Source organism: Methylorubrum sp. GM97 (assembly GCF_024347855.1).
Lineage (GTDB): Bacteria > Pseudomonadota > Alphaproteobacteria > Rhizobiales > Beijerinckiaceae > Methylobacterium > Methylobacterium extorquens.
The window spans coordinates 2315349-2341973 of the sequence record NZ_AP025942.1; the positions used below are offsets into that span (position 1 = coordinate 2315349).

The 26625-nt window shown below is 69.3% G+C and carries 28 protein-coding genes, 1 tRNA gene and 1 pseudogene; 16 read left to right on the forward strand and 14 right to left on the reverse strand.

Going from position 1 to position 26625, the window contains the following annotated elements; genetic code table 11:
- Positions 1-8 precede the first annotated feature (8 nt).
- Positions 9-740: a ferredoxin reductase gene (locus MSPGM_RS10740; RefSeq protein WP_003600034.1), complete on the forward strand. Its 732-nt coding sequence runs from the start codon at positions 9-11 to the stop codon at positions 738-740.
- Positions 741-920: 180 nt separating this feature from the next.
- Here the strand turns inward: MSPGM_RS10740 and MSPGM_RS10745 are convergent, their stop codons facing one another.
- Positions 921-1298 (reverse strand): TIGR02300 family protein, encoded by a 378-nt coding sequence (locus MSPGM_RS10745; protein WP_003600035.1) that lies wholly within the window; start codon positions 1296-1298, stop codon positions 921-923.
- Positions 1299-1471: 173 nt separating this feature from the next.
- Positions 1472-1738 (reverse strand): hypothetical protein, encoded by a 267-nt coding sequence (locus MSPGM_RS10750; protein WP_012752765.1) that lies wholly within the window; start codon positions 1736-1738, stop codon positions 1472-1474.
- A gap of 380 nt (positions 1739-2118) precedes the next feature.
- Here MSPGM_RS10750 and aroA point away from each other — a divergent pair, with 380 nt between their 5' ends.
- Both aroA and cmk read left to right on the forward strand, forming a co-directional pair.
- A complete protein-coding gene (gene aroA / locus MSPGM_RS10755) occupies positions 2119-3480 on the forward strand; it encodes a 3-phosphoshikimate 1-carboxyvinyltransferase (protein ID WP_003600037.1) in 1362 nt (453 codons plus the stop codon).
- Positions 3477-4145, forward strand: coding sequence for a (d)CMP kinase (gene cmk, locus MSPGM_RS10760; protein ID WP_003600038.1), 669 nt, complete (start codon positions 3477-3479; stop codon positions 4143-4145). The genes aroA and cmk overlap by 4 nt, the downstream gene beginning before the upstream one ends.
- Positions 4146-4169: 24 nt before the next feature.
- Here cmk and MSPGM_RS10765 read toward each other — a convergent pair whose 3' ends face one another.
- Entirely contained in the window at positions 4170-4487 is a 318-nt protein-coding gene (locus tag MSPGM_RS10765) for a DUF167 domain-containing protein (protein WP_003600039.1), read from the reverse strand.
- A gap of 487 nt (positions 4488-4974) precedes the next feature.
- On the opposite strand from MSPGM_RS10765, the gene MSPGM_RS10770 reads away from it, so the two are divergent.
- From MSPGM_RS10770 to MSPGM_RS10780, 3 genes are all read left to right on the forward strand, one after another.
- Positions 4975-5050: transfer RNA gene (locus MSPGM_RS10770), tRNA-Thr, on the forward strand.
- Between the two features lie 250 nt (positions 5051-5300).
- Positions 5301-6599 carry a hypothetical protein gene (locus MSPGM_RS10775; RefSeq protein ID WP_003600040.1) on the forward strand — a complete coding sequence of 433 codons (1299 nt, stop codon included), beginning with the start codon at positions 5301-5303 and terminating at the stop codon, positions 6597-6599.
- A gap of 36 nt (positions 6600-6635) precedes the next feature.
- On the forward strand, positions 6636-7898 hold the full coding sequence (locus tag MSPGM_RS10780) for a glycosyltransferase (protein WP_003600041.1): 1263 nt from the start codon (positions 6636-6638) through the stop codon (positions 7896-7898).
- A 6-nt stretch (positions 7899-7904) separates the two neighbouring features.
- On the opposite strand, the gene MSPGM_RS10785 is transcribed toward MSPGM_RS10780, so the two are convergent.
- Positions 7905-8681 (reverse strand): creatininase family protein, encoded by a 777-nt coding sequence (locus MSPGM_RS10785; RefSeq protein ID WP_003600042.1) that lies wholly within the window; start codon positions 8679-8681, stop codon positions 7905-7907.
- Positions 8682-8829: 148 nt separating this feature from the next.
- Between MSPGM_RS10785 and MSPGM_RS10790 the strand changes: the two genes are divergently transcribed.
- Positions 8830-9771, forward strand: a complete 942-nt coding sequence (locus MSPGM_RS10790) for a sensor domain-containing diguanylate cyclase (RefSeq protein ID WP_003600043.1) — start codon at positions 8830-8832, stop codon at positions 9769-9771.
- On the opposite strand, the gene MSPGM_RS10795 is transcribed toward MSPGM_RS10790, so the two are convergent.
- A complete protein-coding gene (locus MSPGM_RS10795) occupies positions 9755-10171 on the reverse strand; it encodes a CsbD family protein (protein WP_003600044.1) in 417 nt (138 codons plus the stop codon). The two genes, MSPGM_RS10790 and MSPGM_RS10795, sit on opposite strands and share 17 nt — an antisense overlap.
- A 128-nt stretch (positions 10172-10299) precedes the next feature.
- Positions 10300-10503 (reverse strand): CsbD family protein, encoded by a 204-nt coding sequence (locus MSPGM_RS10800; RefSeq protein WP_003600046.1) that lies wholly within the window; start codon positions 10501-10503, stop codon positions 10300-10302.
- 304 nt (positions 10504-10807) lie between these two features.
- Here MSPGM_RS10800 and oxlT point away from each other — a divergent pair, with 304 nt between their 5' ends.
- From oxlT to MSPGM_RS10820, 4 genes are all read left to right on the forward strand, one after another.
- Positions 10808-12118: an oxalate/formate MFS antiporter gene (gene oxlT, locus MSPGM_RS10805; RefSeq protein ID WP_003600049.1), complete on the forward strand. Its 1311-nt coding sequence runs from the start codon at positions 10808-10810 to the stop codon at positions 12116-12118.
- A gap of 11 nt (positions 12119-12129) precedes the next feature.
- The gene (locus MSPGM_RS10810; protein ID WP_003600051.1) at positions 12130-12894 is read left to right on the forward strand and encodes a fumarylacetoacetate hydrolase family protein; all 765 of its coding nucleotides are present in this window, start codon (positions 12130-12132) and stop codon (positions 12892-12894) included.
- Positions 12895-12999: 105 nt separating this feature from the next.
- Positions 13000-14007, forward strand: coding sequence for a 2-dehydropantoate 2-reductase (locus MSPGM_RS10815; RefSeq protein ID WP_003600053.1), 1008 nt, complete (start codon positions 13000-13002; stop codon positions 14005-14007).
- Positions 14008-14009: 2 nt separating this feature from the next.
- Positions 14010-15590, forward strand: a complete 1581-nt coding sequence (locus tag MSPGM_RS10820; RefSeq protein WP_003600055.1) for an acyl--CoA ligase — start codon at positions 14010-14012, stop codon at positions 15588-15590.
- 540 nt (positions 15591-16130) lie between these two features.
- On the opposite strand, the gene MSPGM_RS10825 is transcribed toward MSPGM_RS10820, so the two are convergent.
- The 4 genes and pseudogenes from MSPGM_RS10825 to MSPGM_RS25355 all read right to left on the reverse strand — a co-directional run bounded on the left by MSPGM_RS10825 (position 16131) and on the right by MSPGM_RS25355 (position 18480).
- On the reverse strand, positions 16131-16412 hold the full coding sequence (locus MSPGM_RS10825) for a hypothetical protein (RefSeq protein WP_003600059.1): 282 nt from the start codon (positions 16410-16412) through the stop codon (positions 16131-16133).
- Positions 16413-16667: a hypothetical protein gene (locus MSPGM_RS10830; protein WP_003600060.1), complete on the reverse strand. Its 255-nt coding sequence runs from the start codon at positions 16665-16667 to the stop codon at positions 16413-16415.
- Positions 16668-16782: 115 nt separating this feature from the next.
- Positions 16783-17148 (reverse strand): hypothetical protein, encoded by a 366-nt coding sequence (locus MSPGM_RS10835; protein WP_043766117.1) that lies wholly within the window; start codon positions 17146-17148, stop codon positions 16783-16785.
- 130 nt (positions 17149-17278) lie between these two features.
- Positions 17279-18480, reverse strand: a pseudogene (locus MSPGM_RS25355) (MFS transporter).
- Between the two features lie 117 nt (positions 18481-18597).
- Between MSPGM_RS25355 and MSPGM_RS10850 the strand changes: the two are divergent.
- Positions 18598-19500 (forward strand): LysR substrate-binding domain-containing protein, encoded by a 903-nt coding sequence (locus MSPGM_RS10850; protein ID WP_003605198.1) that lies wholly within the window; start codon positions 18598-18600, stop codon positions 19498-19500.
- On the opposite strand, the gene MSPGM_RS10855 is transcribed toward MSPGM_RS10850, so the two are convergent.
- Entirely contained in the window at positions 19484-19873 is a 390-nt protein-coding gene (locus MSPGM_RS10855; protein WP_003605197.1) for a tautomerase family protein, read from the reverse strand. The two genes, MSPGM_RS10850 and MSPGM_RS10855, sit on opposite strands and share 17 nt — an antisense overlap.
- 260 nt (positions 19874-20133) lie before the next feature.
- Between MSPGM_RS10855 and MSPGM_RS10860 the strand changes: the two genes are divergently transcribed.
- The gene (locus MSPGM_RS10860) at positions 20134-21024 is read left to right on the forward strand and encodes an HpcH/HpaI aldolase/citrate lyase family protein (RefSeq protein WP_003605195.1); all 891 of its coding nucleotides are present in this window, start codon (positions 20134-20136) and stop codon (positions 21022-21024) included.
- A gap of 69 nt (positions 21025-21093) precedes the next feature.
- Here the strand turns inward: MSPGM_RS10860 and MSPGM_RS10865 are convergent, their stop codons facing one another.
- Together MSPGM_RS10865 and MSPGM_RS10870 are read right to left on the reverse strand one after the other, a co-directional pair.
- Positions 21094-21483, reverse strand: a complete 390-nt coding sequence (locus MSPGM_RS10865) for a hypothetical protein (RefSeq protein ID WP_261926373.1) — start codon at positions 21481-21483, stop codon at positions 21094-21096.
- Between the two features lie 225 nt (positions 21484-21708).
- Complete coding sequence (locus tag MSPGM_RS10870) at positions 21709-22383, reverse strand: HAD family hydrolase (protein WP_003605193.1); 675 nt, start codon at positions 22381-22383, stop codon at positions 21709-21711.
- A 152-nt stretch (positions 22384-22535) separates the two neighbouring features.
- Between MSPGM_RS10870 and MSPGM_RS10875 the strand changes: the two genes are divergently transcribed.
- The gene (locus MSPGM_RS10875) at positions 22536-23948 is read left to right on the forward strand and encodes a Wadjet anti-phage system protein JetA family protein (RefSeq protein ID WP_003605191.1); all 1413 of its coding nucleotides are present in this window, start codon (positions 22536-22538) and stop codon (positions 23946-23948) included.
- 12 nt (positions 23949-23960) lie between these two features.
- Entirely contained in the window at positions 23961-24596 is a 636-nt protein-coding gene (locus MSPGM_RS10880) for a DUF4194 domain-containing protein (RefSeq protein ID WP_003605190.1), read from the forward strand.
- Here MSPGM_RS10880 and MSPGM_RS10885 read toward each other — a convergent pair.
- A complete protein-coding gene (locus tag MSPGM_RS10885; RefSeq protein ID WP_012752776.1) occupies positions 24551-25513 on the reverse strand; it encodes a LysR family transcriptional regulator in 963 nt (320 codons plus the stop codon). The two genes, MSPGM_RS10880 and MSPGM_RS10885, sit on opposite strands and share 46 nt — an antisense overlap.
- A 134-nt stretch (positions 25514-25647) precedes the next feature.
- Between MSPGM_RS10885 and MSPGM_RS10890 the strand changes: the two genes are divergently transcribed.
- Positions 25648-26577, forward strand: coding sequence for a ring-cleaving dioxygenase (locus MSPGM_RS10890; RefSeq protein WP_003607433.1), 930 nt, complete (start codon positions 25648-25650; stop codon positions 26575-26577).
- Positions 26578-26625 lie beyond the last annotated feature (48 nt).

The following is a 26625-nucleotide window of genomic DNA, read 5'->3' on the forward strand; positions in this document are numbered from 1 at the left end:
TGCCCGACGTGAACGGCATCGCGCCCTCGCCCTCGCCGTCACCCTGGCGGGCCATGACGATCCGGGCGATCACGCCCGTGACGCCGCGGGTGAAAAGCTTCCGCTTCGGTCCCCTGGATCGCCCGCACCGGGCCGGCCAGCACGTCGATGTGCGTCTTACCGCGCCCGACGGCTACCAGGCGCAGCGCAGCTACTCCATCGCCTCGGCGCCGGGTGATCCCGCCGGTATCGAGCTGATGATCGAGGGATTGGAGGCGGGGGAGGTCTCGGGCTTCTTCGACACCGTGGCAGAGGTCGGCGACGCGATTGAGCTGCGCGGTCCCCTCGGTGCGTTCTCGTGGAGTCCGGCGGAGGGCGGGCCGGTGCTGCTGATCGCCGGCGGCTCCGGCATCGTGCCGCTGCTGGCCATGGTGCGCGAGCGGACCCGGCACGCGCCCGAGGTGCCGATGCTGCTGATCTACTCGGTGCGCAAAGCCGCCGAAGCCATCGCCCGGGCGGAGCTCGCCGCGCTCTCCCGCGACGAGACCGGCTTCGACCTGACCCTGCTCCTGACCCGCGAGGGACCGACCGCGGGCCGGCGCATCGACCGGGTGATGATCAACACCGCGATCGAGTGCTTAGGGATGCCGCGCCACGCCTTCGTCTGTGGCGGCAACGGCTTCGTCGGCGCGGTGGCTGATCTGCTGGTGGATGCGGGCGTGAAGCCGGGCGTGGTCCGCACGGAGCGGTTCGGCGGCTGACGTCGTTCCGGTTCGGATGTCCGGAGAGGGAAGGGCGCGCAGATCGCCCTTCGAGAGCACGGCTGCCAGCCTGTCCGAGGCAGCCATGCGAGGGAGCCGGCCCACATCGGAACCGGCTCTTTCTGAACTCGCGCGAACGCACCCGTTTCGCCGAACCGGTCTCCCGGTCCGGCGGCGCGCTCAGCCTTCCTCGTCGCCGTCCGAATCGTTGTCGATCAGGTCGGAGACGTCGTCGTCGCCATCCTCTTCCTCGAGGAAGGTGTCGTCGTCCGTTCCCCCGGCGGCGTTGTCGCCACCCTCCTCGTCGTCCACGGCGATATCGGCATCGTCCTCGCTGGCCTCGGCCTCATCGAGGGAGACGATCTCCGGGCCGCTCTTCTCGTCCTCGTCCTCGTCGTCATCCGTGGCGCGGCTGGCGACGGGCGGGGCGACGCGGGACGTCGCGACTTGGTAGATCGTGCCGCATTTCGGACAGGTCGCCGGATCACGGTCGAGATCGTAGAACTTGGCACCGCAATTCATGCACTGGCGTTTGACGCCGAGTTCCGGTCTAGCCACGGCTGCGCACCTCTGGGGACGTATAACGGAAAGGATCCGGGGGAGGGGCCCCGTTAGTCGCAGCCTCCGTCCATGTCAAACGCCGTGTCGCGTGCCATGGCGCGTTGTGCGCCGAGCGTCACGCCGAAGGCGGGCGCCCGGCGAGAACAGTCGCGACGTAAGATGGGGCGGTGTCAGGCGCGACGCGCCCACTTGTTCTGCCGCCGCTCGACGGTGACGCGCAGGAGCCGGCCGAACGGCGTGCCGCCCCCCCGTCCGTCGCGGTCGAATTCATGAAGGACGGCTTCGAGGGCGACGATGCGTTCGCTGGGGCGGCGATAGGCGCTCTCGAGCTCGTTCAAGGCTTCGAGAATGCATGTGCCAGCCGCCGAATCGGCGATGGCCGAAGCATGATCAACCTTGCGGAGGCATTGGCGCACGGGCGTCATGGGCAGCAGCATAAACATATGTATGGCCTTGTCGAGCGTTCGATGCGGCCCCAGGCCTGCCCGGCTCCTCTTTTCACGGGATTGGATTAACGAAGGTCAGTCGAGTGCTGCGCGGCGCCGCATCGACCGTGGCAGCTTTGTCCGCGGCCGGAGGTTTATCACTATAAGCTGAAGCGATCTGGCAAGATAACACACTATCCGCGAACCGGCCGACCGAGCTGCGGCGAGGTTTCCAGCGGCAGCATGAGGCCGTCGCCGGCCTTCCGGATGACGCGGGCCGGTCCGCATGGTAACGGGCGCCGGTCACGCCGGGCCCGTCCGGCGGGCGGCTCTCGGTGCCCTCTCGGTGCCGACACGCCTCAGCGCAGCGCTCGAGCAAGACGCAGATTCCCGTGTCGCACGATTCCGAACCGCAGCCCGTCACCGCCTCTCCCGGAGGCCCCCTGAACGGGTCCCTGAAGCCGCCGGGCGACAAGTCGATCTCCCACCGGGCGATGATCCTGGGCCTGCTCGCCATCGGCGAGACGCGAGTCGAGGGGCTTCTGGAGGGCGACGACGTGCTGCGCACGGCGTCCGCCGCGAAGGCGCTCGGGGCGCAGATCACCCGCGAAGGCGAGGGGCGCTGGCGGATCGTCGGCGTCGGCATCGGCGGGATGCAGGATCCGGACGGCGTGCTCGATTTCGGCAATGCCGGCACCGGCTCGCGGCTGATGATGGGCGTCGTCGGCGGCCAGCCCGTGACCGCGACCTTCGACGGCGATGCGAGCCTTCGCAAGCGGCCGATGCGGCGCATCCTCGATCCGATCCTGAAGATGGGCGCCGAGATCGTGTCCGAGGCCGAGGGGGGGCGCGTGCCGCTGACCCTGCGGGGCCCGCGCGAGGCGATTCCGATCCGCTACGAGCTGCCGGTGGCCTCGGCGCAGATCAAGTCGGCCGTGCTGCTCGCCGGGCTCAACGCGCCGGGCACCACCACCGTCATCGAGAAAGCGGCGTCCCGCGATCATACCGAGCGGATGTTGCGCCTGTTCGGCGCGGAGGTGACCGTCACGCCGTCGGGCGAGGGCGGCCATGGCCGCACCGTCACGCTGACCGGCCAGCCGACCCTGCGCGGCACCGACGTGGTCGTGCCGGCCGATCCGTCCTCGGCCGCCTTCCCGCTGGTGGCAGCGCTGGTCGTGCCGGGCTCCGAGGTGATCCTGCGCGGCGTGATGATGAACCCGCTGCGCACCGGCCTCATCACGACGCTGATCGAGATGGGCGCCGACATCGAGCGCCTCGACGAGCGCGAGGAGGGGGGCGAGACGGTGGCCGACCTGCGGGTGCGCGCGAGCCGCCTCAAGGGCGTCGATGTGCCGGCCGAGCGGGCGCCCTCAATGATCGACGAGTATCCGATCCTGGCGGTCGCCGCTTCGTTCGCCGAGGGCACGACCCGGATGAACGGGCTGCACGAATTGCGGGTCAAGGAATCCGATCGGCTGGCGGCGGTCGCCGCCGGGCTTGCCGCCAACGGCGTCACCCACGCCATCGAGGGCGATGACCTGATCGTGACCGGTAACGGGCAGGCGCCCGCGGGCGGCGGCACGGTCGCGACCCATCTCGATCACCGCATCGCCATGGCCTTCCTCGTCCTGGGGCTCGCCGCCAAGAGCCCCGTCACCGTGGACGACGGCGCGATGATCGCCACGAGCTTCCCGAGCTTCCGCCCGACCATGCTGGCGCTCGGCGCCCGGATCGAGGACGGGGCCGCCGCATGATCTCGGATGATATCGCCGTGCACCGGGACAACGCGCCCCTCGTCATCGCCATCGACGGCCCGGCCGCCTCGGGCAAGGGCACGCTCGCCAAGCGGCTCGCCCTGCATTACGGCCTGCCGCATCTCGATACCGGCCTGCTCTACCGCGCGGTCGCGCTGACCCTGCTCGACGCGGGGGGCGACCTCGACGACACGGGAGCGGCGGCGCGGGCGGCCTCCGACCTGTCGGCGGAGCGGCTGACCGACCCGCGCCTGCGGGAGCGGGCAATGGGCGAGGCGGCCTCGCGGGTCTCCTCGGTGCCGGAGGTTCGCGCTGCCCTGCTGTCCTGGCAGCGGCGCTTCGCCGAGGCGGCGGAGGGGGCGGTGCTCGACGGGCGCGACATCGGCACCGTCGTCTGTCCGGACGCGCGGGTGAAGCTGTTCATCACCGCCGCCCCGGAGGAGCGGGCGCGCCGCCGCCATCGCGAGCTGCTCGGCCGCGGCGAGGAGACCACGCTCGCCGCGATCCTCGCCGACATCCGCGCCCGCGACGCCCGCGATTCGAGCCGCGCCGCCGCCCCGCTGAAAGCCGCCGAGGACGCGGTGGTACTCGATACCACCGAACTCGACGCCGAGGCCGCCTTCGCCGAGGCGGTCGCCATCGTCGAACGGCTCAAGGCCGCCTGAGGGGCCCGCCGCGCCGCGCCGCGTTTACCTGCCGAGCCAAGCTTCCACCCGCGCCGCGAGCGTCTGCGGATCGCCGGAGAGATGCAGGCGCTTGGTGCGGGAGGTCTCGCCGGAGAGCAGCGTCACCTCCGCCTTCCGCAGCCCCAGGCTCTTGGCGACGAAGGCGGTCAGCGCCGCGTTGGCGGCGCCCTCGACCGGTGGAGCGGCCACCCGCAGGGACAGGACAGGCTGCCCGCTCGCCTCCGTGCGGACGCCGTCGAGGCCGGTTCGGCTGGCTCGCGGTGTCAACCGCACCGCCAGGACAAGGCCGTTCGCCTCGAGGGTGAAGGGGCTTTGCGTCATGACAGTCTCGCGGGCTCCGCGTCCCGATCGGGCGGACATGCTCCCGTGCCGACGCGTATCCGTCCGGCTGAGTGGATTGTCATCGGGATAATCAGCGGATCATCGGTTCGGCTTGCGCTCATGCTCGCTGCACGCGCCGGCGGGGCGTCCGCGGTGATCCTCAGGCTCGCGCGGGGCGCGGCCGCGTCGATGGTCCATGGGACGAGGGCTCAGGGGCATCCGGAAGCAGCCAGAGGACGCGGCCGCTCGCAGGCTGCTTCGCCTCCGACGGGAGCCCGCCGCCAGTTCGCCTGTGTCCAAACCTGAACCGAGCGTTCGATCGATTCTCGTGCGAATGGCCTTAGGCCCGCTTGCCCCCAATGCTTGAGCTCGTCACCCAGACAAGCTCAGTTGTGCGCAATATACAGATCGGTGATTGAACAAGTGGAGTGGTCGGCTGGGGATGCGCTTGCGCCGTTCGGGGCGGGCTGATAGCGGGTTGTACGCTGCCGGTTTAGCTCAGTTGGTAGAGCAACCGCCTTGTAAGCGGTAGGTCGCGAGTTCGAGTCCCGCAACCGGCACCATTCTCCCCACGATTTTGCAGACATGTCGGGCAGCGCGCGTGAGCACTGTCCTCGTCGGCGGCTGGCCTGTCCGGGATGCGGCACAGGACAAAAATCTTCACCTTCGCGTGACGCAGATTCCGAGAGCCGCCTTTGCTCCCTTTTCGCAACTGTCAGAGTTGTAACGGATGATGGTGCATTTCGAAAAGGTTTGAGGCTCTTTCCGCAGGCGGCTGACGCGTTCGGCTACGGCGTGAGGACCGTCATCCGGATGGGGGCGTTCGGACGTATGCGTAAATTGCTGAGTTTCACGCCGCCGGATATGCAGGAGGCCCGGCCGGAATCGGTGAGCCACCGCTACGTCTTCTATATTCCCGGCTATGATCCCGAGGCGAAAACTCGCTACCGGCTGCTCTTCGTGCGGGAATGGGCTCGCTACACCAAGCGGTTCGGCGGCAGGCGGGAGATCTCCCGCGCGCAAACGAGCGAGGACGGCTTGGTTCAAAGCTGGACCGTCAGTCCGCCCGACCAGGGCGATGGGGCCGAGACCCGCTACGACGTGCTTTTGTGGGACGACATCGTCGCCGCCGACTTCGCCCGTTCCCGCTTTCTCAGCGTGGCGCTTCTCGTCGTCGGCACCCTGCACATGATCCTGATCGGCCTGCTGTTCCGCTTCTACCGACTGAACTGGAAGTACGGCAACGTCATCCTCTACCCCTTCGTGATGGTGATCCTGCTCACCGCCCTGTCCCTCGTCATCGGGGTGACGGTCCATGCCCATCTCGGCGACGCGTTCGGTCACAGCCTGCGATGGCCGCTCTGGGTCTCGCTGCCTCTGGCCGTGGTGGCGGGCATCGTCTGGATCAAGGCGATCGAAGCCTTCCTGAACCGCGTCTTCTTCTGGCAGCTCCTGAACGACTGGGTGTTCAACTGGCAGCACGGCCAGGGCATGCGGCCCGACTACGAGCGCCGCCTCGATGCCTTCGCTGCGCATATCCTGTCCTCCCTCGCGGCGCGGGCCGCGGCGGGGGAGGCGACCGACGAGGTGATGATCGTCGGCCATTCCTCCGGTGGGCTGACGGCGGTCGAGGTCGCGGCCCGCGTGCTCGCCCGTGACGGGACGATCGGCACCTCCGGCGCCAACCTGTCCCTCGTGACGCTCGGGTCCGGGCTGCCGCTGGTGGCGATGCAGCCGGCCGCCACGCGCCTGCGGGCGGAGATCGCGGGCCTCGTCACGGAGCGGCGCATCGTCTGGTGCGACTTCCACGCGCCCCAGGATTGGATGAACTTCCCCGGCTTCAATCCGCTGCAGCACCTCGGTCTCGAGCTGCACGGGCAGCCGGTCGCCAATCCGCTCGTGCGCTCGGCGCGCTTTCGCGACCTGATCTGCCCCGAGACCTACCGACGGGTACGCTTCCGTCCCTTCCGGATGCACTTCCAGTTCCTGCTCGCGAACGAGCGGCCCGGCGCCTACGATTTCTTCGCGATGACCTTGGGCCCGCGGCGGCTGCGCGAGCAGGTGCTCGCCCCCGCTGCGTGCCCCGAACGTGAACCCGCCCTTCCGCTCTGATCCGGCACGGCCGGACGCCAGCCGGCACTGAGGTCGATGCAGGTTTTCATCGTTGCCGTCGGCAGTCACGGCGATGTCCTGCCACTCCTTGCGATCGCGGCCGAGCTGCGACGGCGGGGGCACGCGGTCACGCTGGCGGCGCCCGCTCCGTTCGCGGCCATGGCCGCCCGGGCGGACCTGCCGTTCTTCGCCCTCGGGACGGAGAACGACTACCGTCTGGCCGCCACCGAGACCGAACTCTGGCGACCCTGGCGCGGCGTTGGAGCAATGTTTCGCCATGTCTCGGCCGCGACCGAGCCGGTCTATGATTGGCTGGCCGGGAACGCACGGCCCGGCGAGAGCATCGTGCTCGCCTCGACGCTGGCGCTCGGGGCGCGGGTGGCGCAGGAAAAGCTCGGGCTGGACGTCGTCACGGTGCATCTCATGCCGTTGCTCGCCCGGAGCCGTACCGATCCGCCGATCCTGCCGGGCCTCCCGCTCTCCGAGCGACTGCCGGCGCGCTTCCGGCACTGGATCGGGCGCGGTGCCGACCGTTTCGTGATCGGGCCCGCCGCCCTGCCGGCCCTGAACGAATTCCGCGCGAGGCTGGACCTGCCGCCGGTGCTCCGGCTCCGCCGCTGGTGGAGCAGCCCGCAGCGCGTCCTGTTCGCCTTTCCGCGATGGTACGCCGCGCCGCAGCCACACCGGATGCCCCAATCGCTGCAGGTCGGCTTCCCGCTCGCGGATCGCTTCGGCGATGTCGCCGAGCTGGAGCCCGCCGTTGCGCGCTTCCTGGACGAGGGGCCGCCGCTGGCCTTCACCTACGGATCGGCGATGTCGGGGAGCCATGGCTTCTTCCGCACGGCGCTGCGGATCTGCGAAAGGCTCGGACGGCGCGGCCTCCTCCTGGCGCCACAGGGCGGGCAGGTGCCGACGGACCTGCCTGCGAGCGTGCTGCACGTCCCCTACGCCCCGTTCAGCCGCGTGCTGCCTCGCTGCGCGGCCCTGATCCACCATGGCGGGATCGGCACCGTCGCGCAGGCGCTCGCGGCCGGAATCCCGCAGCTGGTGGTGCCCGTCGCCTTCGATCACTTCGACGAGGCGCGCTGGCTGCAACGGCTCGGGGTCGGCACCTCGTTGAGCCGCCGCCGCTTCACGCCGGCCCGCGCGACGTCCACGTTGCGCCGGCTGCTGACCGATCCGCACGTCGCCCAGGCCTGCGCGGCGGCCAAGGCACGGATGGCGCAGGAGGATGGCGTCGGGGAGGCCTGCGATGCGGTCGAAGCCTTCGCTCGAACGGTCCGATCGTCCGCGGCCTGACGCCCGCTACAGCGAAAACCGATCCACCTCCTCCAGCAGCCGCACGAAGGCCTGCGCGCCGTAAGCGAGGGCGGCCTCGCCCGCTTCCGCCGTGCCGAGGCGGGCGTCGCCGAGAGCCCCGGACGGGTGGAGGTCTTCCGTCTTCCAGGCGAAGGCCGCCGGGCGGCCGGCGCGCAGCAGCGCGAAGTCGCGCTCCATCGCCACCGTGCGGGGTTCGAAATCCTCGATGTGATCGCGCCGGACGAGGTCGGGCCGCAGCGCCAGCATCAAGGCGGTCTCGATGCCGCCGGCATGGATGCCGTGGCGGATTTCACCGGCCGGAAACAGCCCCTCGGGCAGGCCGAGCCGGCTCCAAGAGGTCGTCACCGCGACCATACCGAATCGACCGCGCAGCTCGCCCGCGACGAGGTCGATGAGCGCGCTGTTGCCGCCATGGGAGGAGACGATCACGAGTTTCGTGCAGCCCGCCCGGTGCAAGCTCGCGCCGATCTCGGTCCAGGCCGCAAGCGCGGTCGGCGCGGTCAGGGTCAGCGTGCCGGGGAAGGAATCGTGCTCATCCGACTTGCCGACGCTCTGGACCGGCAGGAGCAGCACGTCGAGCGCCTCCGGCACCTGCGGTGCGACCCGCGCGAGATAGCCTTCCGCGATCAGGGTGTCGGTGCCGAGCGGCAGGTGCGGCCCGTGCTGCTCCACCGCGGCAACCGGCAGTACAGCGATGGTGCGGCTCATGTCGCGGGCCCGGATCTCCGCCGTCGTCAGGTCGAGCCAGGATCGCGCCGGCATGCTGTCATCTCCTTTGTCGCGGTTCGAGCGACGCGCCGGCGCGTTCATAGGCTTCCGGCTGCGATCAAGCGGAAACCGCATCAACCACACGTTAGTCAAGCTGGCTTAGGAGCTGCCGGATTGCCTCGCTTGCCATTGCCGAATTGCCATGAACACCTTTCCTCAGAACGGGCTTGGCGGGATGCCTTCCGATACGGGCGCGGCGAATGACGACTCGTCCGCGGCGATGCGCCGGGAATTGGCCCGCCTGCGGGAGATGCTGGAGCAGAACTCGGACTGGATCTGGGAGGTCGATGCGCAGGGGCGCTACACCTACGCCTCGCGCCAATGCGTCGCCCTGCTCGGCCGCGAGCCGGAGGAGGTGCTGGGTCGCACCCCCTTCGACTTCATGCCGCCGGACGAGGCCGAGCGGGTCGGCCGGATCTTCGGCGCCATCGCCGCCGAGCAACGGCCCTTCACCCAGCTTCTCAACCGCAACCTGCGCAAGGACGGCAGCCTCGTCGTGCTGGAAACGAGCGGCGTGCCGCTGTTGGGTCCCGACGGCGCGTTGCGCGGTTATCGCGGCATCGACCGGGATGTGACGCAGCGAGAGGCGGCGAACGAGCGGCTCCGCCACCTCGCCCGACACGACGACCTCACGGGCCTGCCGAATCGGATGTATCTGCGTGAGCATCTCGCGGGGCAGCTGGCCGCCGGACAACGCCCCGGCGTGCTCTGCCTCGATCTCGACGGCTTCAAGCCCGTCAACGATCGCCTCGGCCACGCCGCGGGCGATCGCGTCCTGACGGAGATCGGTCGCCGCCTGGCCGAACTGGCGGCTTCGCACGGCCTGTTCGCGGCACGGCCCGGAGGCGACGAATTCGTCCTGATCGTGCCCGACGGCGTGACCATGCCGCCCGAGGCCGTTCGCGCGGTCATCGCTGCACCCATCGCCATCGAGGCCGAGACGGTGCGGATCGGCGCCAGCCTCGGCCTCGCTTCGGCACAGGGCCCCGAGGACACGGTCGATGCCCTGCTCGCGCGGGCCGACCGTGTCCTCTACGACGCCAAGGAGGCGGTGAGACGGGTCGGCGTCAGCGACGGCGGCTGAGGAGCCAGCCGAGGCCGAAGGCCGCCGCGGCGACCAGCGCCAGGGTCGTGCCGCGGTTCTCTTCGGCCTGCAATGCGAGGGCGCGACCGCGCCGGTCCGCCTCGTCGCGAAGATGCCGCCCGCGGACATGCGCCTCGTCGTGGAGATGGCGGCCCCGTTGCGCGGCCTCGTCACGCAGGTGCCGGCCGCGGGAGACCGCCTGGTCGGCGATACGGTAGCCGTCCTCGTAGATGTCCTCGGCTCGCTCGCGGGTCCGGCCGTAGGCCGCCTGCGCCACGCCTGCGACCTGTTCGTAGGCACCCTCGACCTGCGGGCGGGCACGGCCTGCGACGGCGCCGAACACGGTGCGTCCGCGGCCTTTGAGGTTGCGGAGGCTGCCCTCGATCTGGTCCCTGTTCATGATGAATTCCTTTTGATCAAATGTCTGCCGAGCCCCCAACGACGGGGCCCGAAACGAAGAAGCCGCACCCGATCGGGTGCGGCTCCAGCCGTCGGATTTTAATTGGAAAATCCCGCCGGCCTCGCGCCTTAGAGCTTGCTCTTCACCGCATCGGCGGCGTTCTTCACGCCCTCTTTGGCCTCGCCGACGGTGCGCTGGGTCTTGCCCTCGAGCTCCTGCGCCTTGCCCTCGGCCTGCAGCTTGTCGTTGCCGGTCACGTTGCCGACGCCCTGCTTGACGTTGCCGGCGACCTCGTTGGCGGCACCCTTGATCTTGTCGGTCGTGCTGCTCATCGCGTTTCCTCGTTCATTGCTCTTGCGCCGCGTCGCGACGCTCTCGGCAAACTGAACGGGAGCCCCAAGCGCTTGGTTCCACTCCTATGATGTGGTGTGCATCGCCGCACACGCGCTGGCAGCGGGCATTCACGGCCGCCAACGCTGCGCCGACGTTCAAAAAATATCTGCGCGGCGGCCAAATATTTTCCTGTCAGCGCTTGGGTCACGAGCGGTTACGTATGCGGTATCCAAAATTCCAATATGGCTAAGCCGGGCACCCGTTCCGGTCCGCCAAGAAGACGTGAGTTCGAGGGACCGCTCCATGGCCGTTCAAGCCGCCGATCCATTACCCGGCGCTAGTGCTTATTCCGTCTCGCGCGCCGATTCGCCTCTGGGCGGGCGCTGGGGACAGCTCATTCTCGGCGTGCTGTGCATGTCGATGATCGCCAACCTGCAGTACGGCTGGACGCTTTTCGTCAATCCGATCAACGACAAGTATCACTGGGGCAAGCCGGCGATCCAGGTCGCCTTCACGATCTTCGTCCTCACCGAGACCTGGCTCGTGCCGATCGAGGGCTGGTTCGTCGACAAGTACGGCCCGAAGGTCGTCACGCTGTTCGGCGGCGTGCTCTGCGCCGTCGGCTGGGCGATGAACTCGGTCGCGGACTCGCTGTGGTTCCTGTATCTGGCCGCCGCCATCAGCGGCATCGGTGCGGGCGCGGTCTATGGCACCTGCGTCGGCAACGCCCTCAAGTGGTTCCCCGATCGCCGCGGCCTCGCCGCCGGCCTCACCGCCGCGGGCTTCGGTGCGGGCTCGGCCCTCACGGTCATCCCGATCGCCGCGATGATCCGCGACAGCGGCTACGAGCAGACCTTCCTCGCCTTCGGCCTCGGCCAGGGTATCGTCGTGATGGTCGCCGCCCTGCTGCTCTCCTCGCCGAGTGCTGCCTACAAGGAGCGGATGCTGGCCGGCCGCGTCTCCCCCAACGCCACCAGCCGCCGCCAATACTCGTCGGCCGAGATGGTGCGCACCCCGGTCTTCTGGCTGATGTACGCGATGTTCGTGATGATGGCCGCCGGCGGCCTGATGGCGACGGCCTCGCTCGCGCCCATCGCCAAGGACTTCCAGGTCGATTCGATCCCGGTCTCGCTCATGGGCCTGACCCTGCCGGCGCTGACCTTCGCGCTCACTATCGACCGGGTGCTCAACGGTGTGACCCGGCCGGTTTTCGGCTGGATCTCCGACCGGATCGGGCGTGAGAACACCATGTTCGCCGCCTTCATGATCGAGGGTGCCGGCATCCTGGCGCTCGGCATGTTCGCCCACTCGCCGATGGCCTTCGTGCTGCTCACCGGCCTCGTGTTCTTCGCCTGGGGCGAGATCTACTCGCTGTTCCCCTCGACCTGCGCCGACACCTACGGCGACAAGAACGCCACCGCCAATGCCGGCCTGCTCTACACCGCCAAGGGCACGGCCTCGCTGATGCTGCCGGCCTTCCTGGCGATCCAGACCGCGACCGGCTCCTGGCAGAACGTGTTCTATCTCGCCTCCGGCATGGCCTTCATCGCCGGCTTCCTCGCGCTCTTCGTCTTGAAGCCGATGCGCGCCCGCTTCGTGGCCCGCAACCAGTGACGGAGGTGACCGTGACGCGCTGGATCGGCTTCGTCCATGACGGCGAGCCCGGCTTCGGCCGGCTCGACGGAGAGCGGATCGAGGTCTGCGAGGGCGACCTGTTCGGCGAGAACAGATCCACGGGGCAGGTGCTGGCGCTCGCGGAAGTGAGCGTCGGCCTGCCCTGCCGGCCCTCGAAGATGATCGCCCTGTGGAACAACTTCGGGGCGCTCATGGAAAAGCAGGGCCTGTCGCGGCCCGAGGCGCCCCTGTTCCTGATCAAGCCCGCCAACACCTTCCGGCCTTCCGGAGCGTCGGTGGCGGTGCCGGAAGCGGCGGGCCGGGCGCTCTACGAGGGCGAACTCGGAATCGTGATCGGCAAAACGGCGCGCGACCTCACCGAGGAAGAAGCCGCCGACCACGTCTTCGGCTTCACCTGCGTGAACGACGTCACTGCTTCGGCGATCCTCAAGGCGGATGCGAGCTTCACGCAGTGGACCCGCGCCAAGGGCCTCGACGGCTTCGGGCCGTTCGGTCCGGTCATCGCCACCGGGCTCGACCCGGCGGCCCTGACCGTGCGGACCCTGGTGAACGGGCGCGAACGTCAAAACTTCCCGATCGGCGACATGCTGATCCCGGTCCCCCGGCTCGTCGCGCAGCTCTCGCAGGGCATGACGCTGGAGCCGGGTGACGTGATCGCCTGCGGTACCTCGGTTGGGTCGGGGCCGATCCCCAAGGGTGCCACGGTCGAAGTGGTGATCGAGGGCATTGGAACGCTCTCGAACCGGTTCGATTAACGGCACGCTCAAGCAAAAGTGGTCTCCGCGGCCGGACGGAACTGGCCTCGAACGGCGTTTCAGAACGAAGCCGGCGGAGCGAAAAACGGCAGCACGGGTGAGAATATGAGCATCGCGATCGTCGGCGCCGGCGCCATCGGCGGATATCTCGGAGTCAGGCTGGCGGAGGCCGGCGAGGACGTGACCTTCATCGCCCGCTCCAACGCGGCGGCGATCCAGGCGGACGGCATGCGCCTGATTGAGGAGGACGGCACCGAGATCCACTCGAAATCCGTCAAGGCGACCCGCTCCATGCAGGAGGCGGGCGTGCACGAAGTCGTGCTGCTGACGGTGAAGGCGCATCAGGTCGGCCCGATCGCCGCCGACCTGCACCACCTGATCGGCCCCGACACCGTTGTGGTGACGATGCAGAACGGGATTCCGTGGTGGTATTTTCTGGGCGGCTACAGTGGAGACCATGCCGGCACGCGGCTGGAAAGCGCCGATCCCGGCGGGCTGATCGCCGACCATCTCGACCCCAAACACGTCATCGGCTCGGTGGTCTATCCGGCGACCGTGCTCACCGATCCCGGCACCGTGAAGGTGATCGAGGGCAACCGCTTCGGTCTCGGTGAACTCGACGGCTCGAAGTCGGAGCGGGTGCTCGCCCTGTCGCAGCGCCTTGCCAAGGCCGGCTTCCGCGCGCCCGTCACGAGCGACATCCGCGCCGAGATCTGGCTCAAGCTGTGGGGCAACCTCAGCTTCAACCCGATCTCCGCGCTGACCCACGCGACGCTGGAAGACATCTGCCGCTTCCCCGACACCCGGGCGATCGCCGCCGAGATGATGCGCGAGGCGGAGGTCATCGCGAACAAGCTCGGCGTCACCTTCCGCCTCGGCATCGACAAGCGCATCGCCGGTGCCGAGAAGGTCGGCCCGCACAAGACCTCGATGCTTCAGGACGTCGAGGCCGGCCGGCCGATCGAGCTCGAAGCCCTCGTCGGCTCGGTGATCGAACTCGGCCGCCTCACCGGCACCCCGACCCCGCATATCGACACCGTCTTCGCCCTGATGCGGCTCCTGGCCCAGAGCCTCGAACGCGCCCAGGGTCGCCTCGCGATCCAGGGAGCATGACGATGCTTCTGCCCGAACCTTCCGCCCTTCTCCCCACCGATTCCAAGGAGGCCAGCGTGCCCGCGACGACTCTTCACGAGCTGATCCAGGCCGGCGCCGATGCGGCCCCCGCCCTGTCGAGCCCCGGCGGCGTGCCGCTGACGTTCCAGGCCCTGCGGGCGCTGACCGAGCGTACGGTCGCCGACCTCAACGCCCGCGGCATCGGCCGCGGCGACCGCGTCGCGATCGTGCTGCCGAACGGCCCGGAGATGGCCGCCGCCTTCATCGCGGTGGCCGCCGGCACCACCTCGGCGCCGCTCAACCCGAGCTACAAGGCCGACGAGTTCGAGTTCTACATGAGCGACCTCGGAGCCAAGCTCCTGCTGGTCGCCGAGGGCTCCGAGACGCCGGCCGTCGCGGTCGCGGAGAAGCTCGGCGTGTCGGTCGCCCGCCTGCGGCCGACCCCGGACGAGGGCGCCGGCAGCTTCACGCTGCATTTTGCCAGCGAGAGCACCGGTCCCACGGAGAAGAGCGGCCCCGCCGGTTCGGACGACATCGCCCTGGTGCTGCACACCTCCGGCACCACCTCGCGGCCGAAGATCGTGCCGCTGACGCAGGCCAATGTCTGCGCCTCGGCGCGCAACATCCGCACCGCGCTCGCCTTCGGGCCCGAGGATCGCGGCCTCAACATCATGCCGTTGTTCCACATCCACGGCCTGATCGCCGGCATCCTCGCTCCGCTCTCGGTCGGCGGCCAGGTCTCCTGCACGCCGGGCTTCAACGCGCTGAAGTTCTTCGGCTGGATGGATGAGGTGAACCCCACTTGGTACACCGGCGTCCCGACCATGCATCAGGCGATCCTGGGCCGGGCCGCGCGCAACAAGGAAATCATCGCGCGCAACCCGCTGCGCTTCATCCGCTCCTCGTCCTCGTCCCTACCGCCGCAGGTGATGAAGGAGCTGGAAGAGACCTTCGGCGCCCCCGTCATCGAGGCCTACGGCATGACCGAGGCCGCGCACCAGATGGCCTCGAACCCGCTGCCGCCCAAGCCCCACTACGCGGGCTCGGTCGGCCTCGCGGCGGGCCCGGAAATCGCGGTGGTCGATCTGGACGGCGAGCCGCTGCCCGCGGGCGAGACCGGCGAGATCGTCATCCGCGGCGACAACGTGATGAAGGGCTACGAGAACAACGAGAAGGCCAATGCCGAGGCGTTCACCAAGCAGGGCTGGTTCCGCACCGGCGACCAGGGCGTGCTGAGCCCTGAGGGCTACCTCTCGATCACCGGGCGTCTCAAGGAGATCATCAACCGCGGCGGCGAGAAGATCAGCCCTCGCGAGGTCGACGAGATCCTGATGGACCACCCGGCGGTGTCGCAATGCGTCACCTTCGCCGTGCCGCACGACAAGCTCGGCGAGGATGTCGCCGCCGCGATCGTTCTGCGTGAGGGCGTCGAGGCGGTGGAGAAGGATATCCGCAGCTTCGCCTCGGAGCGCTTGGCCGCCTTCAAGGTGCCGGCCAAGATCCTGATCCTCGACGAGATCCCCAAGGGCGCCACCGGCAAGCTCCAGCGCATCGGCCTGGCGCAGAAGCTCGGGCTGGTCTGAGAGAAGACCGCTTCAGTTGTCATGCTGTCTGCGACGGGTTTGATTTCGTCCTGACAACACACCATATTCAGAAGTGAGGGCCCGCAGGCGGCTACCTGCGGGCCCTCTTATTGGACGACTTTAGATGATGAGCCCGAGCGTGATGGTCATGGACCACTCACCGCTCGGGTTTTTCGTGACGGTGATCCGCAGAAGCGGAAACATCAGCACATTGCTCACCCCCTTCCCGTCTGCCTACTCACGGACGGCGATCGGCTAAGTCGCCGTAAGCCCCGTAGCCGCAGGGTCGTCGTGACCGGAAGGTTTGCGTCCAACGCCCTCAGTATGAATGCGCCGGGCGGGCGTGCAACCAGAAAGCCTGATGCGCTGCATGTGCGCGTCCAGGGTGTTGCCTTCGGACCTGATCGCGCGCGGCTCCGACCCGTTCGGGGTCATGCGCGGCACGACGCGTCGGACGAACACTAACAACCCGTCGACATAAAGAAAAGGCGGCGCTGCGAGCGCCGCCTTTTCTGCTTTCGAAGCCGTTCGAAGAAAAACTCAGTTCCGCGCGGCCATCATGTCGTGGGACAGGACGGTGAGCTTGCCGATCAGGCTCGCTACGTCGCCATGGGCGCAGGACCACTGCGTGCCGATGGCGCTGCCATCGTTCGAGACCGAGACCACGGCGACCGAGCGCAGCTTGCCCTCGCGGGCGAGCTTGAGCTGATCCTGAAGCACCTCGATGATCGAGGCGACGTTCTCGTCGGCCACCGCCTCGGCGGCGGCGGCGGGGAAGGGGACTACGGCGGCGTCGTTGAGGGCGCGATCGAACTTGGACATTCAGGCAACTCGACGATGCTTGAGGGAGGTGCGGCCGAGAGGTCCGGCCTGGAGACGATCCACGAGGGAGGCGAGGCGATCGGGCAGGGCGCCGTCCTTATCGACGGACAGGCGCTTGCCGATGGCGGAGGCGACACCTTTGGTCACCCGGCTGACGACGGGCCGCTCAAGGCAGGACACCGTCTGCAGTCGGTCCGTTCGGTTCGGGTCGGCGCTCGGATCAGCCATCGCTTCCTCGCTCTCGGACGATTGCATGAGGTGATCCTGCGCGCCGCATCGCGTCATGAAAATGGCACCGGACCGGCCACGCTTGCGCATTTCCCTGGCTGTGACGTGAAAGCGACACTTGCCAGGGCCGGTCCGGGCACGCTCAACGCGGATCCTGCCAGCCGGAACGGACCGGTGCGGCGGCGCTCGCGCCACCGGTGGTCATCACCCGCGGCGCCTCGGAGCGGGCGACCGCCGGCTCGGCCATCGCCGCGCGGCGGGGCGCACGGACCGACCGGCGCAGGGCGGCGCGGCGCTTGCGGGTGGAACGGGGACGCGCGCTGCTGTTCGAGCCGATGAAGCCGCCGGCCACCGCACCCACCACGGCGCCGACCGGCCCGGCCACGAGCGCACCGGCCACGGCGCCGGCTCCGACACTCATCGCCGTCCGGTTCTCGGCCTGCGCGGGTGCGGACATTCCTGCGAGCAGCACAAGGCCGGCACAGGCGCCGAGGCAGGTTCTTCGCATCCGGTCGTCCCTTCGAAAAGCACTTCGAGGACGCCCTTGACGTTCGATCTTGACGAAAGGTTGACCTGATTTTGTTTCGTGACTTGGCCGTATAGCCGAAGACAAAGGCTGAATTCGCGTTTGTTCTTGCTCAAGCCTGGCCGCTGGCCGCGAGCGGCCGGCGCAATCGAAGGACCAGCGGAACGATGGCGAGCGCCGTGGCGGCGGCGGCCAGAAGGCCGACGGCCGAGCCGGCCCTGTCGCCCAGTGCTCCGTAAGCGATCGGCGCAAGGCCGCCCGATCCGATTACCGCGGTGTAGAACAGCGCGAACGCCCGGCCGACATCCCCCCGCGGCGCGAGATCCGGCACCGTCCCGTAGAGCACGGACGAGGTGCCGTTGAGGACGAGGCCGAGGAGCGGCAGCAGGGCCAGGGTCGGCCCGAGCGGCAGGACCAGGAGCGCGGCGATCCCCACGGCGGTGGCCGTCTCGGTCGCGACGACGCAAGGTACGATGCCGAGCCGCTCGCCGAGCCAGCCGCACACCGCCTTGCCGAAGGCGCCGCCGGAAAACACCAGGGCGAGGGCGAGCCCGGTGGTCGTGCCCGTGCCGCCCTTCGCCTCCAGCAGGAAGGGCAGGAACAGCAGCGTGCCCATCCGCGTGGCGGTGTCAAAGGCGCCGACCGTCATCAGGAGGGCGAAGCCCCGGCCCTCGCCGCCGCTCCCGCTGGCGCGCGGGGGGCGGCGGTTAGCGATCCCCGCGGCAGGACGAAGACCAGCGCCAGCGCCGCGGCGAGGCCGACCGCCGCCATCAGTCCGGCGACCGGCCGCCACGCCATCACCCCGAGCAGCAGCGCGACGACGACCGGAAACACCGCCTTCCCGACATCGCCGGCGAAATTGTAGATCCCGAGCGGCCCGCGCGCGGCGCTGCCATAGGCCCGCGCGACGAGGAGGGAGGCGCGGGGGTGCTGGAGGCTCGCACCGATCCCGGCGAGCACCAGACCGGCGCAGAGCCCGAACAGGCTGCCGCTCAGCGCCATCGCACCGAAGCCCGCGGCGGCGACGAGGGTCGAGACGGCGAGGCTCATGCGGATCGGCCAGCGCGCCGCCAGCCGGTCGGCGGGGATCTGCAACCCGCCCATGGTCGCGTAGTAGAGGCTGCGCAGGACGGCGAGCCCGGCATAGCCGAGGCCGAACTCCGCCTGCCAGACCGGCAGCAGCACGTAGAGCAGGTCGGTGTAGCCGTCGTGCAGGGCGTGGGCGAGGCAGGCCCCGCCGAGACTGCGCCGCTTGAGGTCGAGGCTCGAGCGATCCGCCCGGTGGAATTCATCGAGTCGAACGGCCTGGCTCACACGAAAGTCTCCGGCTGCGATTGCGCGGCGATCTTAGACTTGTGAGTTTTGCGCGATGAGAGTCGTTTGCCTCACGGGTTTCGTGCGATTTTCTCACGCATCGATGGGGTGAGGGATATGCGCCGGCTACCGCCGCTGCACGCATTGCAAGTGTTCGAGGTCGCGGCCAGGGCCGGCAGCTACGCGCAGGCCGGGCTCGAACTCGGGCTGACCCACGGCGCGGTGAGCCGGCAAATCGCCGCCCTGGAGACGTGGCTCGGCCAGCGGCTGTTCGTGCGGGTCGGGCGGCGGATGGTGGCGACCCCGGCAGCACGCGTCTTCGCCGAGGAGATCAGCCTGTCCTTTGACCGGCTCACGGCGGCAGCCGAAGCGTGCGGGCGGCCCCAGGCGCCGCGCGTTCTGCGGGTCAGCGCGCCCGCAACCTTCGCGATGCGCTGGCTGATCCCGCGCCTGGACGGCTTCCATGCGGTTCGGCCCGGCACGGAGGTCAGGGTCACCACCACGACGACCTTGCAGGATGCGCTGCGCGGCGGGTTTGACCTCGCGATCCGGCGCGGCCCCGAGCCCTGGCCACAGCACCGCGCCGTGCCCTTCCTGACGGAGACCGACACGCTGGTGGCAAGCCCCGCCTTGCTGCGGGACAAACCGCTCGCGACGTTGCGCGACCTCGACGGTCACATCCTCCTCGGCACCGAGACCCGGCCGGGGGATTGGAGCGATTGGCTCACGGCCGCCGCGGTGACACTCCCCGGCGGCGTGCGCCGCCGGGTCTTCGACCACTTCTTCGTGACCTTGCAGGCGCTTGAGGACGGCGCGGGTCTCGGCATCGGGCCGTTTCCCGTGCTCGACCGGATGGTCGCCGCGGGCCGGCTCGTGGCGCCTTTTCCGGAGATCCGGGTCGGGCGCGCCGCCTACTTCGCCCTGACGCCGTTCGATGCCGACAAGTCGCCCGCGCTCACCGCCCTCATCGACTGGCTTGTGACGGAAGGTGGATGGCCGGGGCTCACAATTCCCCGGTGAGGAACTGCGCCCGGCCGTGCCCGAACGACCAATCCTCGTCGGTGTTCTCCACCGTCGAGACCATCACGTCGGCCGGGGCGATGCCGCAGGCGGCCTGCAGCTTCTCGGTCAGCAGCCGGTAGAACAGCTCCTTCTTCTCGCGTCCCCGCGGCCGGGTGATCATCTGCACGACCACCACATTCCGCGTGCGGGGGATGTCGAGGCCGGTATCCTCCACGATCATCCGCGAAGGCTTGTGCTCGGTCACGATCTGGTAGCGGTCGCCTGGCGGCACCTGAAAGGCTTCGAGCATCGCCTCGTGCGCGGCGTCGAGAAGCGCCTTCAGTTCCGCGTCGCTGCGGCCCTCGATCAGGTCGAAACGCATCAAGGGCATGGGATTCTCCAGGATGAAGCGTCGTCCCCGAGGGGGGAGCGAGGCCGAAATTCGGTTCGGGCGCGTCGGCCAAGTTCCGAGATCCGGACGGCTGCGCCGCAAGGCGAAGTTGCGCCCTCTGGCGGTGACCGGGCGCTCGCGGTTAAATAGCTTCGCTTCCGGCCGCTTCCAACCGATCGGGATTGTTCGTATTATGCATTCAAATGAGGGTGGGGAGCGGCGCACCGGGCCCCTCACCGGCCCCTGCGAGGAGACGAGACATGTCCGATTTGCGGTTGCGCCGCAGTGTTCTCTACATGCCGGGATCGAACCAGCGGGCGCTCGATAAAGCGAAGACGCTGCCCGCCGACTCGCTGATCCTGGATCTCGAGGACGCCGTCTCCATGGAGGAGAAGGAACTGGCCCGCGATCAGGTCTGTGCCGCGGTGAAGGGCGGCGGTTACGGCCATCGCGAACTCGTGATCCGGGTGAACGCCCCCCAGACGCCCTGGGGCGACGGCGACCTGCGCGCGGCGATCCAGGCCAAGCCCGATGCGATCTTGATGCCGAAGGTGTCCTCGCCCGCCGTGCTGGAAAGCGTGGCCGACGCGCTGGAGGCGCTCGACGCCCCCGATTCCATCGCCGTCTGGGCGATGATCGAGACCCCGGCCGCGATCCTCAACATCCACGAGATCGCCAAGGCGCGCCGCGACCGTCGCAACCGGCTCACCGGGTTCGTGCTCGGCACCAACGATCTGGCCAAGGACACCTGGGCGCAGCTGGTGCGCGGGCGCGTGCCGATGCTGCCTTGGATGATGCTGACCTTGGCCGCGGCCCGGGCCGAGGGGCTGATCGTCCTCGACGGCGTGTGGAACGACATCGCCGATCCGGAGGGTTGCCGCGAGGAGTGCCGGCAGGCGCGCGACCTCGGCTTCGACGGCAAGACGCTGATCCACCCGAACCAGCTCGAGCCCGCCAACACCTCCTTCGCTCCGACGGAGGAGGAGGTGCGCCGCGCCCGCCTCGTGATCGAGGCCTTCAATCTGCCGGAGAACGCCAAGCGCGCGGCGATCAAGGTCGAGGGCCGCATGTACGAGCGCCAGCATATCGGCGTGGCCCGCCGCGCCGTGGTCTGGTCCGAGACCATCGCCGCCCGCGACGCCGCTGCCTGAAACGCGAAATGGCCGCGCCCGGATGGGGCGCGGCCATTTCGTTATGAGAGGCTGTCAGGCCTGAAAGACTTACCAGCCGTAGCCGTAATCGTAGGCCGGTCCGCCCCAGGAATAACCGCCGTAGGCACGACGCGGCGCGTAGTAGCCGCCATCGTAATAGCCGACGTTGCGGTAGCCGTACCCGTAGGCGGGACGGGCATAGCCATACCCGTAACCGGCGATCGGGCGGGCATAGCCGTAGCCACCGCCGTAACCGTAGCCATCACCATAGCCGCCGTAGCCGTAGGCATTCGAGGCGGCCGCACCGACGAGCGCGCCGGCCGCGAGTCCGCCGATGACGCCGGCCGCGATCGCGCCACCGCCGCCACCACGGCCGCGCCAGCGGGCCTCGGCATCGGTGGAGGACAGGGCGCCTACGCCGAGGACGGCCACGGCGGACAGAATCGCAAGCTTCTTCATGACGTCTCTCCGAAAAGGGTGGATCATCGATCCATTGGCACCCCAACGGGTACGGCCTGGATTCGGTTCACTCCCGATGTGCCGAAGCTCACGCTACGTCCTGTCGCATGAACGAAGGTGCAAGGGGCCGTTCATCCAATCGTCAGGGTCAGATTGCAGACCCGTGACCGGGGCCGGGCGCAGCGGATCTTCGGCTTAGCCTTGGCCATAGTGCGCGCTCAGCGCTCAGCGTCGGCCGCCGACTTCGTCGAGGTGTTCCAGAAGCATTGCGGGGTCGTCGTAGACCCTGACCGCGCCGGAGCGTTCGAGCTCTTCCGTGCCGTATCCACCCGAGAGCAGGCCGACTCCGAGCCCGCGACAGCGCCGGGCCGCCAGCATGTCCCAGATCGAATCGCCGACGATCACCGCGTGCTCGATCGGTGCGTTCAGCCGCGCGGCGGCGGCGAGAAAAAGGTCCGGATCGGGTTTGGCGTATTTCACGAGGTCCCGCGTCACCACCGGCACCTGTTCGGGATCGACGCCGAGCGCCACGAGGTTGTGGCCGGCGGTCTCCATCCGGCCGCTGGTGGCGATGGCCCAGGGGATGCGGTTCTCGGTCAGCGTGGCGAGCAGTTCCCTGGCGCCCGGCAGCGGCACCACGCCCTTCGACAGCCGGCCATAGGCCTCCGCGTGCAGTCGCCGCAGCCGGTCGATCCGATCCGGATCGATGGCGAGCCCGGTCTCGCGCAGGAGCTGGTTGGTGAACAGGCCCCCGCTCATCCCGATCTTGCGGTGGATGCGCCAGACCGAGAGCGGAATCCCCTCCGTGTCGAGCGCCTCCTTCCAGGCGAGGACGTGTTGGTAGACGCTGTCGACCAGCGTGCCGTCGAGATCGAACAGGAAGACAGTTTCGATGCGCATTTCTTTGGAATCCATCGGGCGGCGTCTGTCGAGACAACGGATGCATGCCGCGGTCGATGCAAGAAGGGATCAATCAGGGATCAAGGGGGGATAGAGCGGCGCGAGCATTGACCGGCGGCGCCCGAGCGGGTTGTGGTCGCGCCCGTCCCATCATGCTGTTCACTCATCTCGCCGACGACCTCTTCCGACCGCTCGCTTCGCCGAGCCGCGCCTTCAACGCGGCCCTGCTGCTGCACCTGCATGCCCGCGTGTTCGGCGATGCCGCCGAGCCCCTGCGCAAGAGCGAGTTGCTGGCCGCCATCGGCGATTTCTCCGCCGGCTGGAGCCAGGCCGAGATCGCCGACGACGAGGCGACGCCGGTCGATCCGATCGAGCGGCGCTCGGCGGTGTTCCGGCGGCTGATCGAGGCGGGCTGGCTGGTGGAGCGGCGCGAGCGCTACGTGCCGGTGGTCGATTTCGACCCCGACGCGCGGCTGCTGATCGAGGAACTGGCCCGGATCGAGCGCGGCGAGACCCGCTCCTACGGCGGCGCGGTGCTCGAAGTCCTGAGCGCGCTGGAGAGCGCCATCGCCAGCCCCGCCGACCGTTCGGAAGCCCTGCGCAACGCGGCGAAAGCCTCGCGCACCTTCCTCGGCCACCTGCGCGGCTTGGCCGGCGCCATGCGCAAGCTCGAAGAGCGCATCCTGCGCGAGCCCGATCTCAGTGCGGCCTTCCGGCTCTACTTCGAAGAGTTCGTCGAGCGCCACCTCGTCTCCGACTACCGGACGCTGCACACCCGCTTCAATCCGTTCCGCTTCCGCTCCGGCATCGTGCGCGAGGCCGGGCGCGCCTTGCGCGATCCGCTGACGCTCAGGGCGCTGGCCGACGGCAACCTGCGCGAGGGCCGCGCCGCCGACATCACCGCGGCCGAGCGGATGGTGCGCACCGATCTCGTCGAGATCCTCTCGATCTTCGAGGGCCTCGATCCGCATCTCGATGCGGTGGCCGAGGTGGTCGCTCGGCTGGAACGGCGCATCTCGGCCGCGCTCCGCTACCGCGATCCGCGCGACTCTGCCCGGATCGAGCGGGCGGCGGCGGCGCTCCGCGCGGTCGGCGCGGGCGAGGACGACCTCGCCGGCCTGCCCTTGCCGCAGATCTCGCTGTTGCGCCCGCCGATCGGCCCGCCGCAGCTCACGAATCCGCGCATGCCGCGCCGGATCATCGAGTATGAGCCGCTGCCGGAGATCGACATCGATCCGGCGATCGAGGCGTTCATCGCCGCCAAGGACGAATTCCGCCGCCGCATCACCGTGACGCCGGAGCGCATCGTCGCCTATCTCGACGCCCGGCTCGCCCAGGTGAAGGCCCTGCGCGGCTCGGACATCCAGGTCGATGACGTCGATGCCTTCGTCGTCTTCCAGCGCCTGCGCGAGATCGACGTGCTGTTCGACGGCGTCCTGCGCAGCCGCTACCGCGTCGCCCGGATCGAGGGCCGCGTCTCCAACGGCTGGCTCGACTGCCCGGACTTCATGATCGAGCGCATACCGCCCCCCGCCGCCCGGCGCGGAGCCGGCAAAGCAGGCTGAACGGACAACCCGATGCTCGAACCCTTCCGTGCGATCCTCGACGGCGAGGAGACGCCCCCGCCCGGCAGCGCCGCGCCGAGCGAGGAGGAGCTGACCCGCGCGCTTCAGGTGATGCTGAAGAGCCAGTGCATCTACGCCGCGACCACCGGCATCGGCCGCTCCTACGAACTCGCCCGGCACTACGCGCCGTTCTTCCGCGACTACTTCGCCTGCCTCGGCTACCGCTTCGAGGTCGCCCACCGCGACCAGATGGTGTTCCTCGCCCTGCCGCCCGACGGCGTGCGCCACGACGCGCAGGGCGAGCGCCTGCGCAAGGATGAGACGCTGGTGCTGCTGGCGCTCCGGCTCGCCTACGAGGAGGGCCTGCGCGACCACCGCGTCTCCACCGACGGCACGGTGGAATGCACCACCGACGACATCGCCGACGCGATCCGCTCCGCTGCCCGCACCGAGCCCCCGGACGAGGCGCGCCTGATCGAGATCCTGCGCCTGTTCGCCCGCAAGGGCGCCCTGCGGCTGGGCGAGCGCGACCGGGCCGAGCGGGTCACGCCGCTGATGGTGATGCCGGGCATCACCGTGCTCTCGCCGGATGCCTGGATGGATCAGGTCCGCGCCTGGGCCTCCGCCGGGGAGGGAAGGGGCGTCTGACTCTCTTCCTGCGCCCAGGGCGCGGTGGAGAAGGCCCGTTCCAGGAAGGCGATCAGCGCCGAGACTCGGGCCGGCCGCGGCAGACCGGGCGGCATCACGAGGTTGAGGGCGATCGGCGGCGGCTGCCAGTCCGGCATCACCCGCTCCAGGCGGCCCGACTTCAGATCCTCCCAGATCGTGAAATCCGGCTGCACCGCGAGGCCAAGCCCGGCGCGCAGGGCCGGCACCAGGGCGTCGGCATTGTTGGCCCGCAGCGGGCCTTCGGGCACGATCGTGACGGTTTCGCCGGCCGCGTTGGTGAAGGGCCAGCGGTCCGGCGTCGGCAGGTAGGCGTAGCCGAGGCAGGCGCGCGCCTTCAGATCCTCCGGATGCTGCGGTGGTCCGTGGCGTTCGAGATAGGCAGGCGTGGCCACGAGCGAGCGGCGCACGCCGCAGAGCCGCCGCACCCGGAGCGAGGAATCGGGCAGGGCGGCGATGCGCAGGCCGAGATCGAACCCGCCGCCGACGAGATCGACCAACGCGTCCGACAGGTGCAGATCGACCGAGACTTGCGCGTGCGCGGCCAGGAATTCCGGCAGCACCGGCGCAACATGGGCGACCCCGAAGGACATGGGGGCCGCGAGCCGCACTCGGCCCCGCGGAACGCCGTTGGCGTCGAGCGCGCGGGCCTCCGCCGCCTCGCCCGCGGCCAGCAGCCCCGCCGCGTCCTCGCGCGCCAGACGGCCGGCTTCGGTTAGCGCCAGGCGGCGGGAGGTGCGATGGAACAGCCGCGCGCCGAGCCTGCCCTCCAGCCGCGCCACCGCTTTGGAAACGGTCGCCTTCGACAGCCCGAGTTCGTCGGCCGCGCGGGCGAAGGAGAGGGCGTCGGCCACCACCGCGAACACGGCCCAGGCCTCAAAATCGGGAAGTTTCGCCATGGCTCAAATCCGGAAACGATGCGTTTCAATCGTTTCCATTTTCAGGCGAGCAGGCAAGGGCCAGATTGCGCTCACACCGATCGCAGCCCGGACACGGATCCCGCGGCGATCCTCTCGAACAGGAGACCCGCACCATGAGCGCGCACGGCATCCACCACGTCACAGCGTTTGCGAGCGATACGGCCCGCACCATCGACTTCTACACCCGCGTGCTCGGCCTGCGGCTGGTGAAGAAGACGGTCAACTTCGACGATCCGGGCACCTACCACCTGTATTTCGGCGATGAAGCGGGCGCGCCCGGCACGATCCTCACCTTCTTCCCGATCGCTCAGGCGGCCCCCGGCCGCGTCGGCATCGGGCAGGTGTCGGAGACCGCTTTCCGCGTGCCGCGCGCGGCGATCGGTGCCTGGACGCACCGCTTCGTTTCGCTGAACGTCCCGCATGAGGCGCCGGTAACGGTCTTCGGCGAGACGGTGCTGCGGTTCCGCGATCCCGATGGGATGCCGCTGGCGCTCGTCGGCGTCGAGGGGGCGGAGGCCGAGCCGGCTTGGACCTCCGAGGGCATTGCGCCCGAGACCGCGATCCGGGGCTTCCACGGCGTCACCCTGCTCCTGCGCGGGGCGGAGGCGACCGCCGCGATCCTCACCGACGTGCTCGGCTTTACGGAGGCCGCCCGCGAGGGCAGCCAGATCCGGCTGACGAGCGGGGCGGGCCTCGGCGAGTTCGTGACGCTTCGGGCGGTCGGCGATTTCCTGCCCGGCCGGCAGGGGGCGGGCTCGGTCCACCACATCGCCTTCCGTGCCGCCGACGACGCGGCGCAGGCAGCGATGACGGAGCGGCTGAGCGATCGGCACGGCCTGTCCGTGACCGAGCAGCGCGACCGGCAGTACTTCCGCTCGGTCTACTTCCGGGAGCCGGGCGGCGTGCTGTTCGAGATCGCGACCGACGCGCCGGGCTTTGCCATCGACGAGCCGGTGGCGGAACTCGGGACCGCGCTGAAGCTCCCGCCCTTCCTTGAGCCGCATCGCGGGCGGATCGAGGCGGTGCTGCCGAAGGTCGCCTGAACCGACCGCCCACCTTCGCGGCCGCCCGGATCCCATCCGGGCGGCCGC

Excerpts from the sequence above, each read along its gene's own strand:
- oxlT (WP_003600049.1), top strand. The coding sequence starts at position 10,808 with ATGGCCGTTCAAGCCGCCGATCCATTACCCGGCGCTAGTGCTTATTCC.
- MSPGM_RS10795 (WP_003600044.1), bottom strand. The coding sequence starts at position 10,171 with ATGAACAGGGACCAGATCGAGGGCAGCCTCCGCAACCTCAAAGGCCGC.
- MSPGM_RS10850 (WP_003605198.1), top strand. The coding sequence starts at position 18,598 with ATGCGCCGGCTACCGCCGCTGCACGCATTGCAAGTGTTCGAGGTCGCG.
- MSPGM_RS10860 (WP_003605195.1), top strand. The coding sequence starts at position 20,134 with ATGTCCGATTTGCGGTTGCGCCGCAGTGTTCTCTACATGCCGGGATCG.
- MSPGM_RS10785 (WP_003600042.1), bottom strand. The coding sequence starts at position 8,681 with ATGCCGGCGCGATCCTGGCTCGACCTGACGACGGCGGAGATCCGGGCC.
- MSPGM_RS10835 (WP_043766117.1), bottom strand. The coding sequence starts at position 17,148 with ATGCGAAGAACCTGCCTCGGCGCCTGTGCCGGCCTTGTGCTGCTCGCA.
- MSPGM_RS10750 (WP_012752765.1), bottom strand. The coding sequence starts at position 1,738 with ATGCTGCTGCCCATGACGCCCGTGCGCCAATGCCTCCGCAAGGTTGAT.
- MSPGM_RS10800 (WP_003600046.1), bottom strand. The coding sequence starts at position 10,503 with ATGAGCAGCACGACCGACAAGATCAAGGGTGCCGCCAACGAGGTCGCC.
- MSPGM_RS10775 (WP_003600040.1), top strand. The coding sequence starts at position 5,301 with ATGGGGGCGTTCGGACGTATGCGTAAATTGCTGAGTTTCACGCCGCCG.
- MSPGM_RS10890 (WP_003607433.1), top strand. The coding sequence starts at position 25,648 with ATGAGCGCGCACGGCATCCACCACGTCACAGCGTTTGCGAGCGATACG.
- MSPGM_RS10855 (WP_003605197.1), bottom strand. The coding sequence starts at position 19,873 with ATGCCCTTGATGCGTTTCGACCTGATCGAGGGCCGCAGCGACGCGGAA.
- MSPGM_RS10765 (WP_003600039.1), bottom strand. The coding sequence starts at position 4,487 with ATGACGCAAAGCCCCTTCACCCTCGAGGCGAACGGCCTTGTCCTGGCG.
- MSPGM_RS10885 (WP_012752776.1), bottom strand. The coding sequence starts at position 25,513 with ATGGCGAAACTTCCCGATTTTGAGGCCTGGGCCGTGTTCGCGGTGGTG.
- MSPGM_RS10865 (WP_261926373.1), bottom strand. The coding sequence starts at position 21,483 with ATGAAGAAGCTTGCGATTCTGTCCGCCGTGGCCGTCCTCGGCGTAGGC.
- MSPGM_RS10815 (WP_003600053.1), top strand. The coding sequence starts at position 13,000 with ATGAGCATCGCGATCGTCGGCGCCGGCGCCATCGGCGGATATCTCGGA.
- MSPGM_RS10820 (WP_003600055.1), top strand. The coding sequence starts at position 14,010 with ATGCTTCTGCCCGAACCTTCCGCCCTTCTCCCCACCGATTCCAAGGAG.
- MSPGM_RS10780 (WP_003600041.1), top strand. The coding sequence starts at position 6,636 with ATGCAGGTTTTCATCGTTGCCGTCGGCAGTCACGGCGATGTCCTGCCA.
- MSPGM_RS10870 (WP_003605193.1), bottom strand. The coding sequence starts at position 22,383 with ATGCGCATCGAAACTGTCTTCCTGTTCGATCTCGACGGCACGCTGGTC.
- MSPGM_RS10790 (WP_003600043.1), top strand. The coding sequence starts at position 8,830 with ATGAACACCTTTCCTCAGAACGGGCTTGGCGGGATGCCTTCCGATACG.
- MSPGM_RS10825 (WP_003600059.1), bottom strand. The coding sequence starts at position 16,412 with ATGTCCAAGTTCGATCGCGCCCTCAACGACGCCGCCGTAGTCCCCTTC.
- MSPGM_RS10880 (WP_003605190.1), top strand. The coding sequence starts at position 23,961 with ATGCTCGAACCCTTCCGTGCGATCCTCGACGGCGAGGAGACGCCCCCG.
- MSPGM_RS10830 (WP_003600060.1), bottom strand. The coding sequence starts at position 16,667 with ATGCAATCGTCCGAGAGCGAGGAAGCGATGGCTGATCCGAGCGCCGAC.
- cmk (WP_003600038.1), top strand. The coding sequence starts at position 3,477 with ATGATCTCGGATGATATCGCCGTGCACCGGGACAACGCGCCCCTCGTC.
- MSPGM_RS10875 (WP_003605191.1), top strand. The coding sequence starts at position 22,536 with ATGCTGTTCACTCATCTCGCCGACGACCTCTTCCGACCGCTCGCTTCG.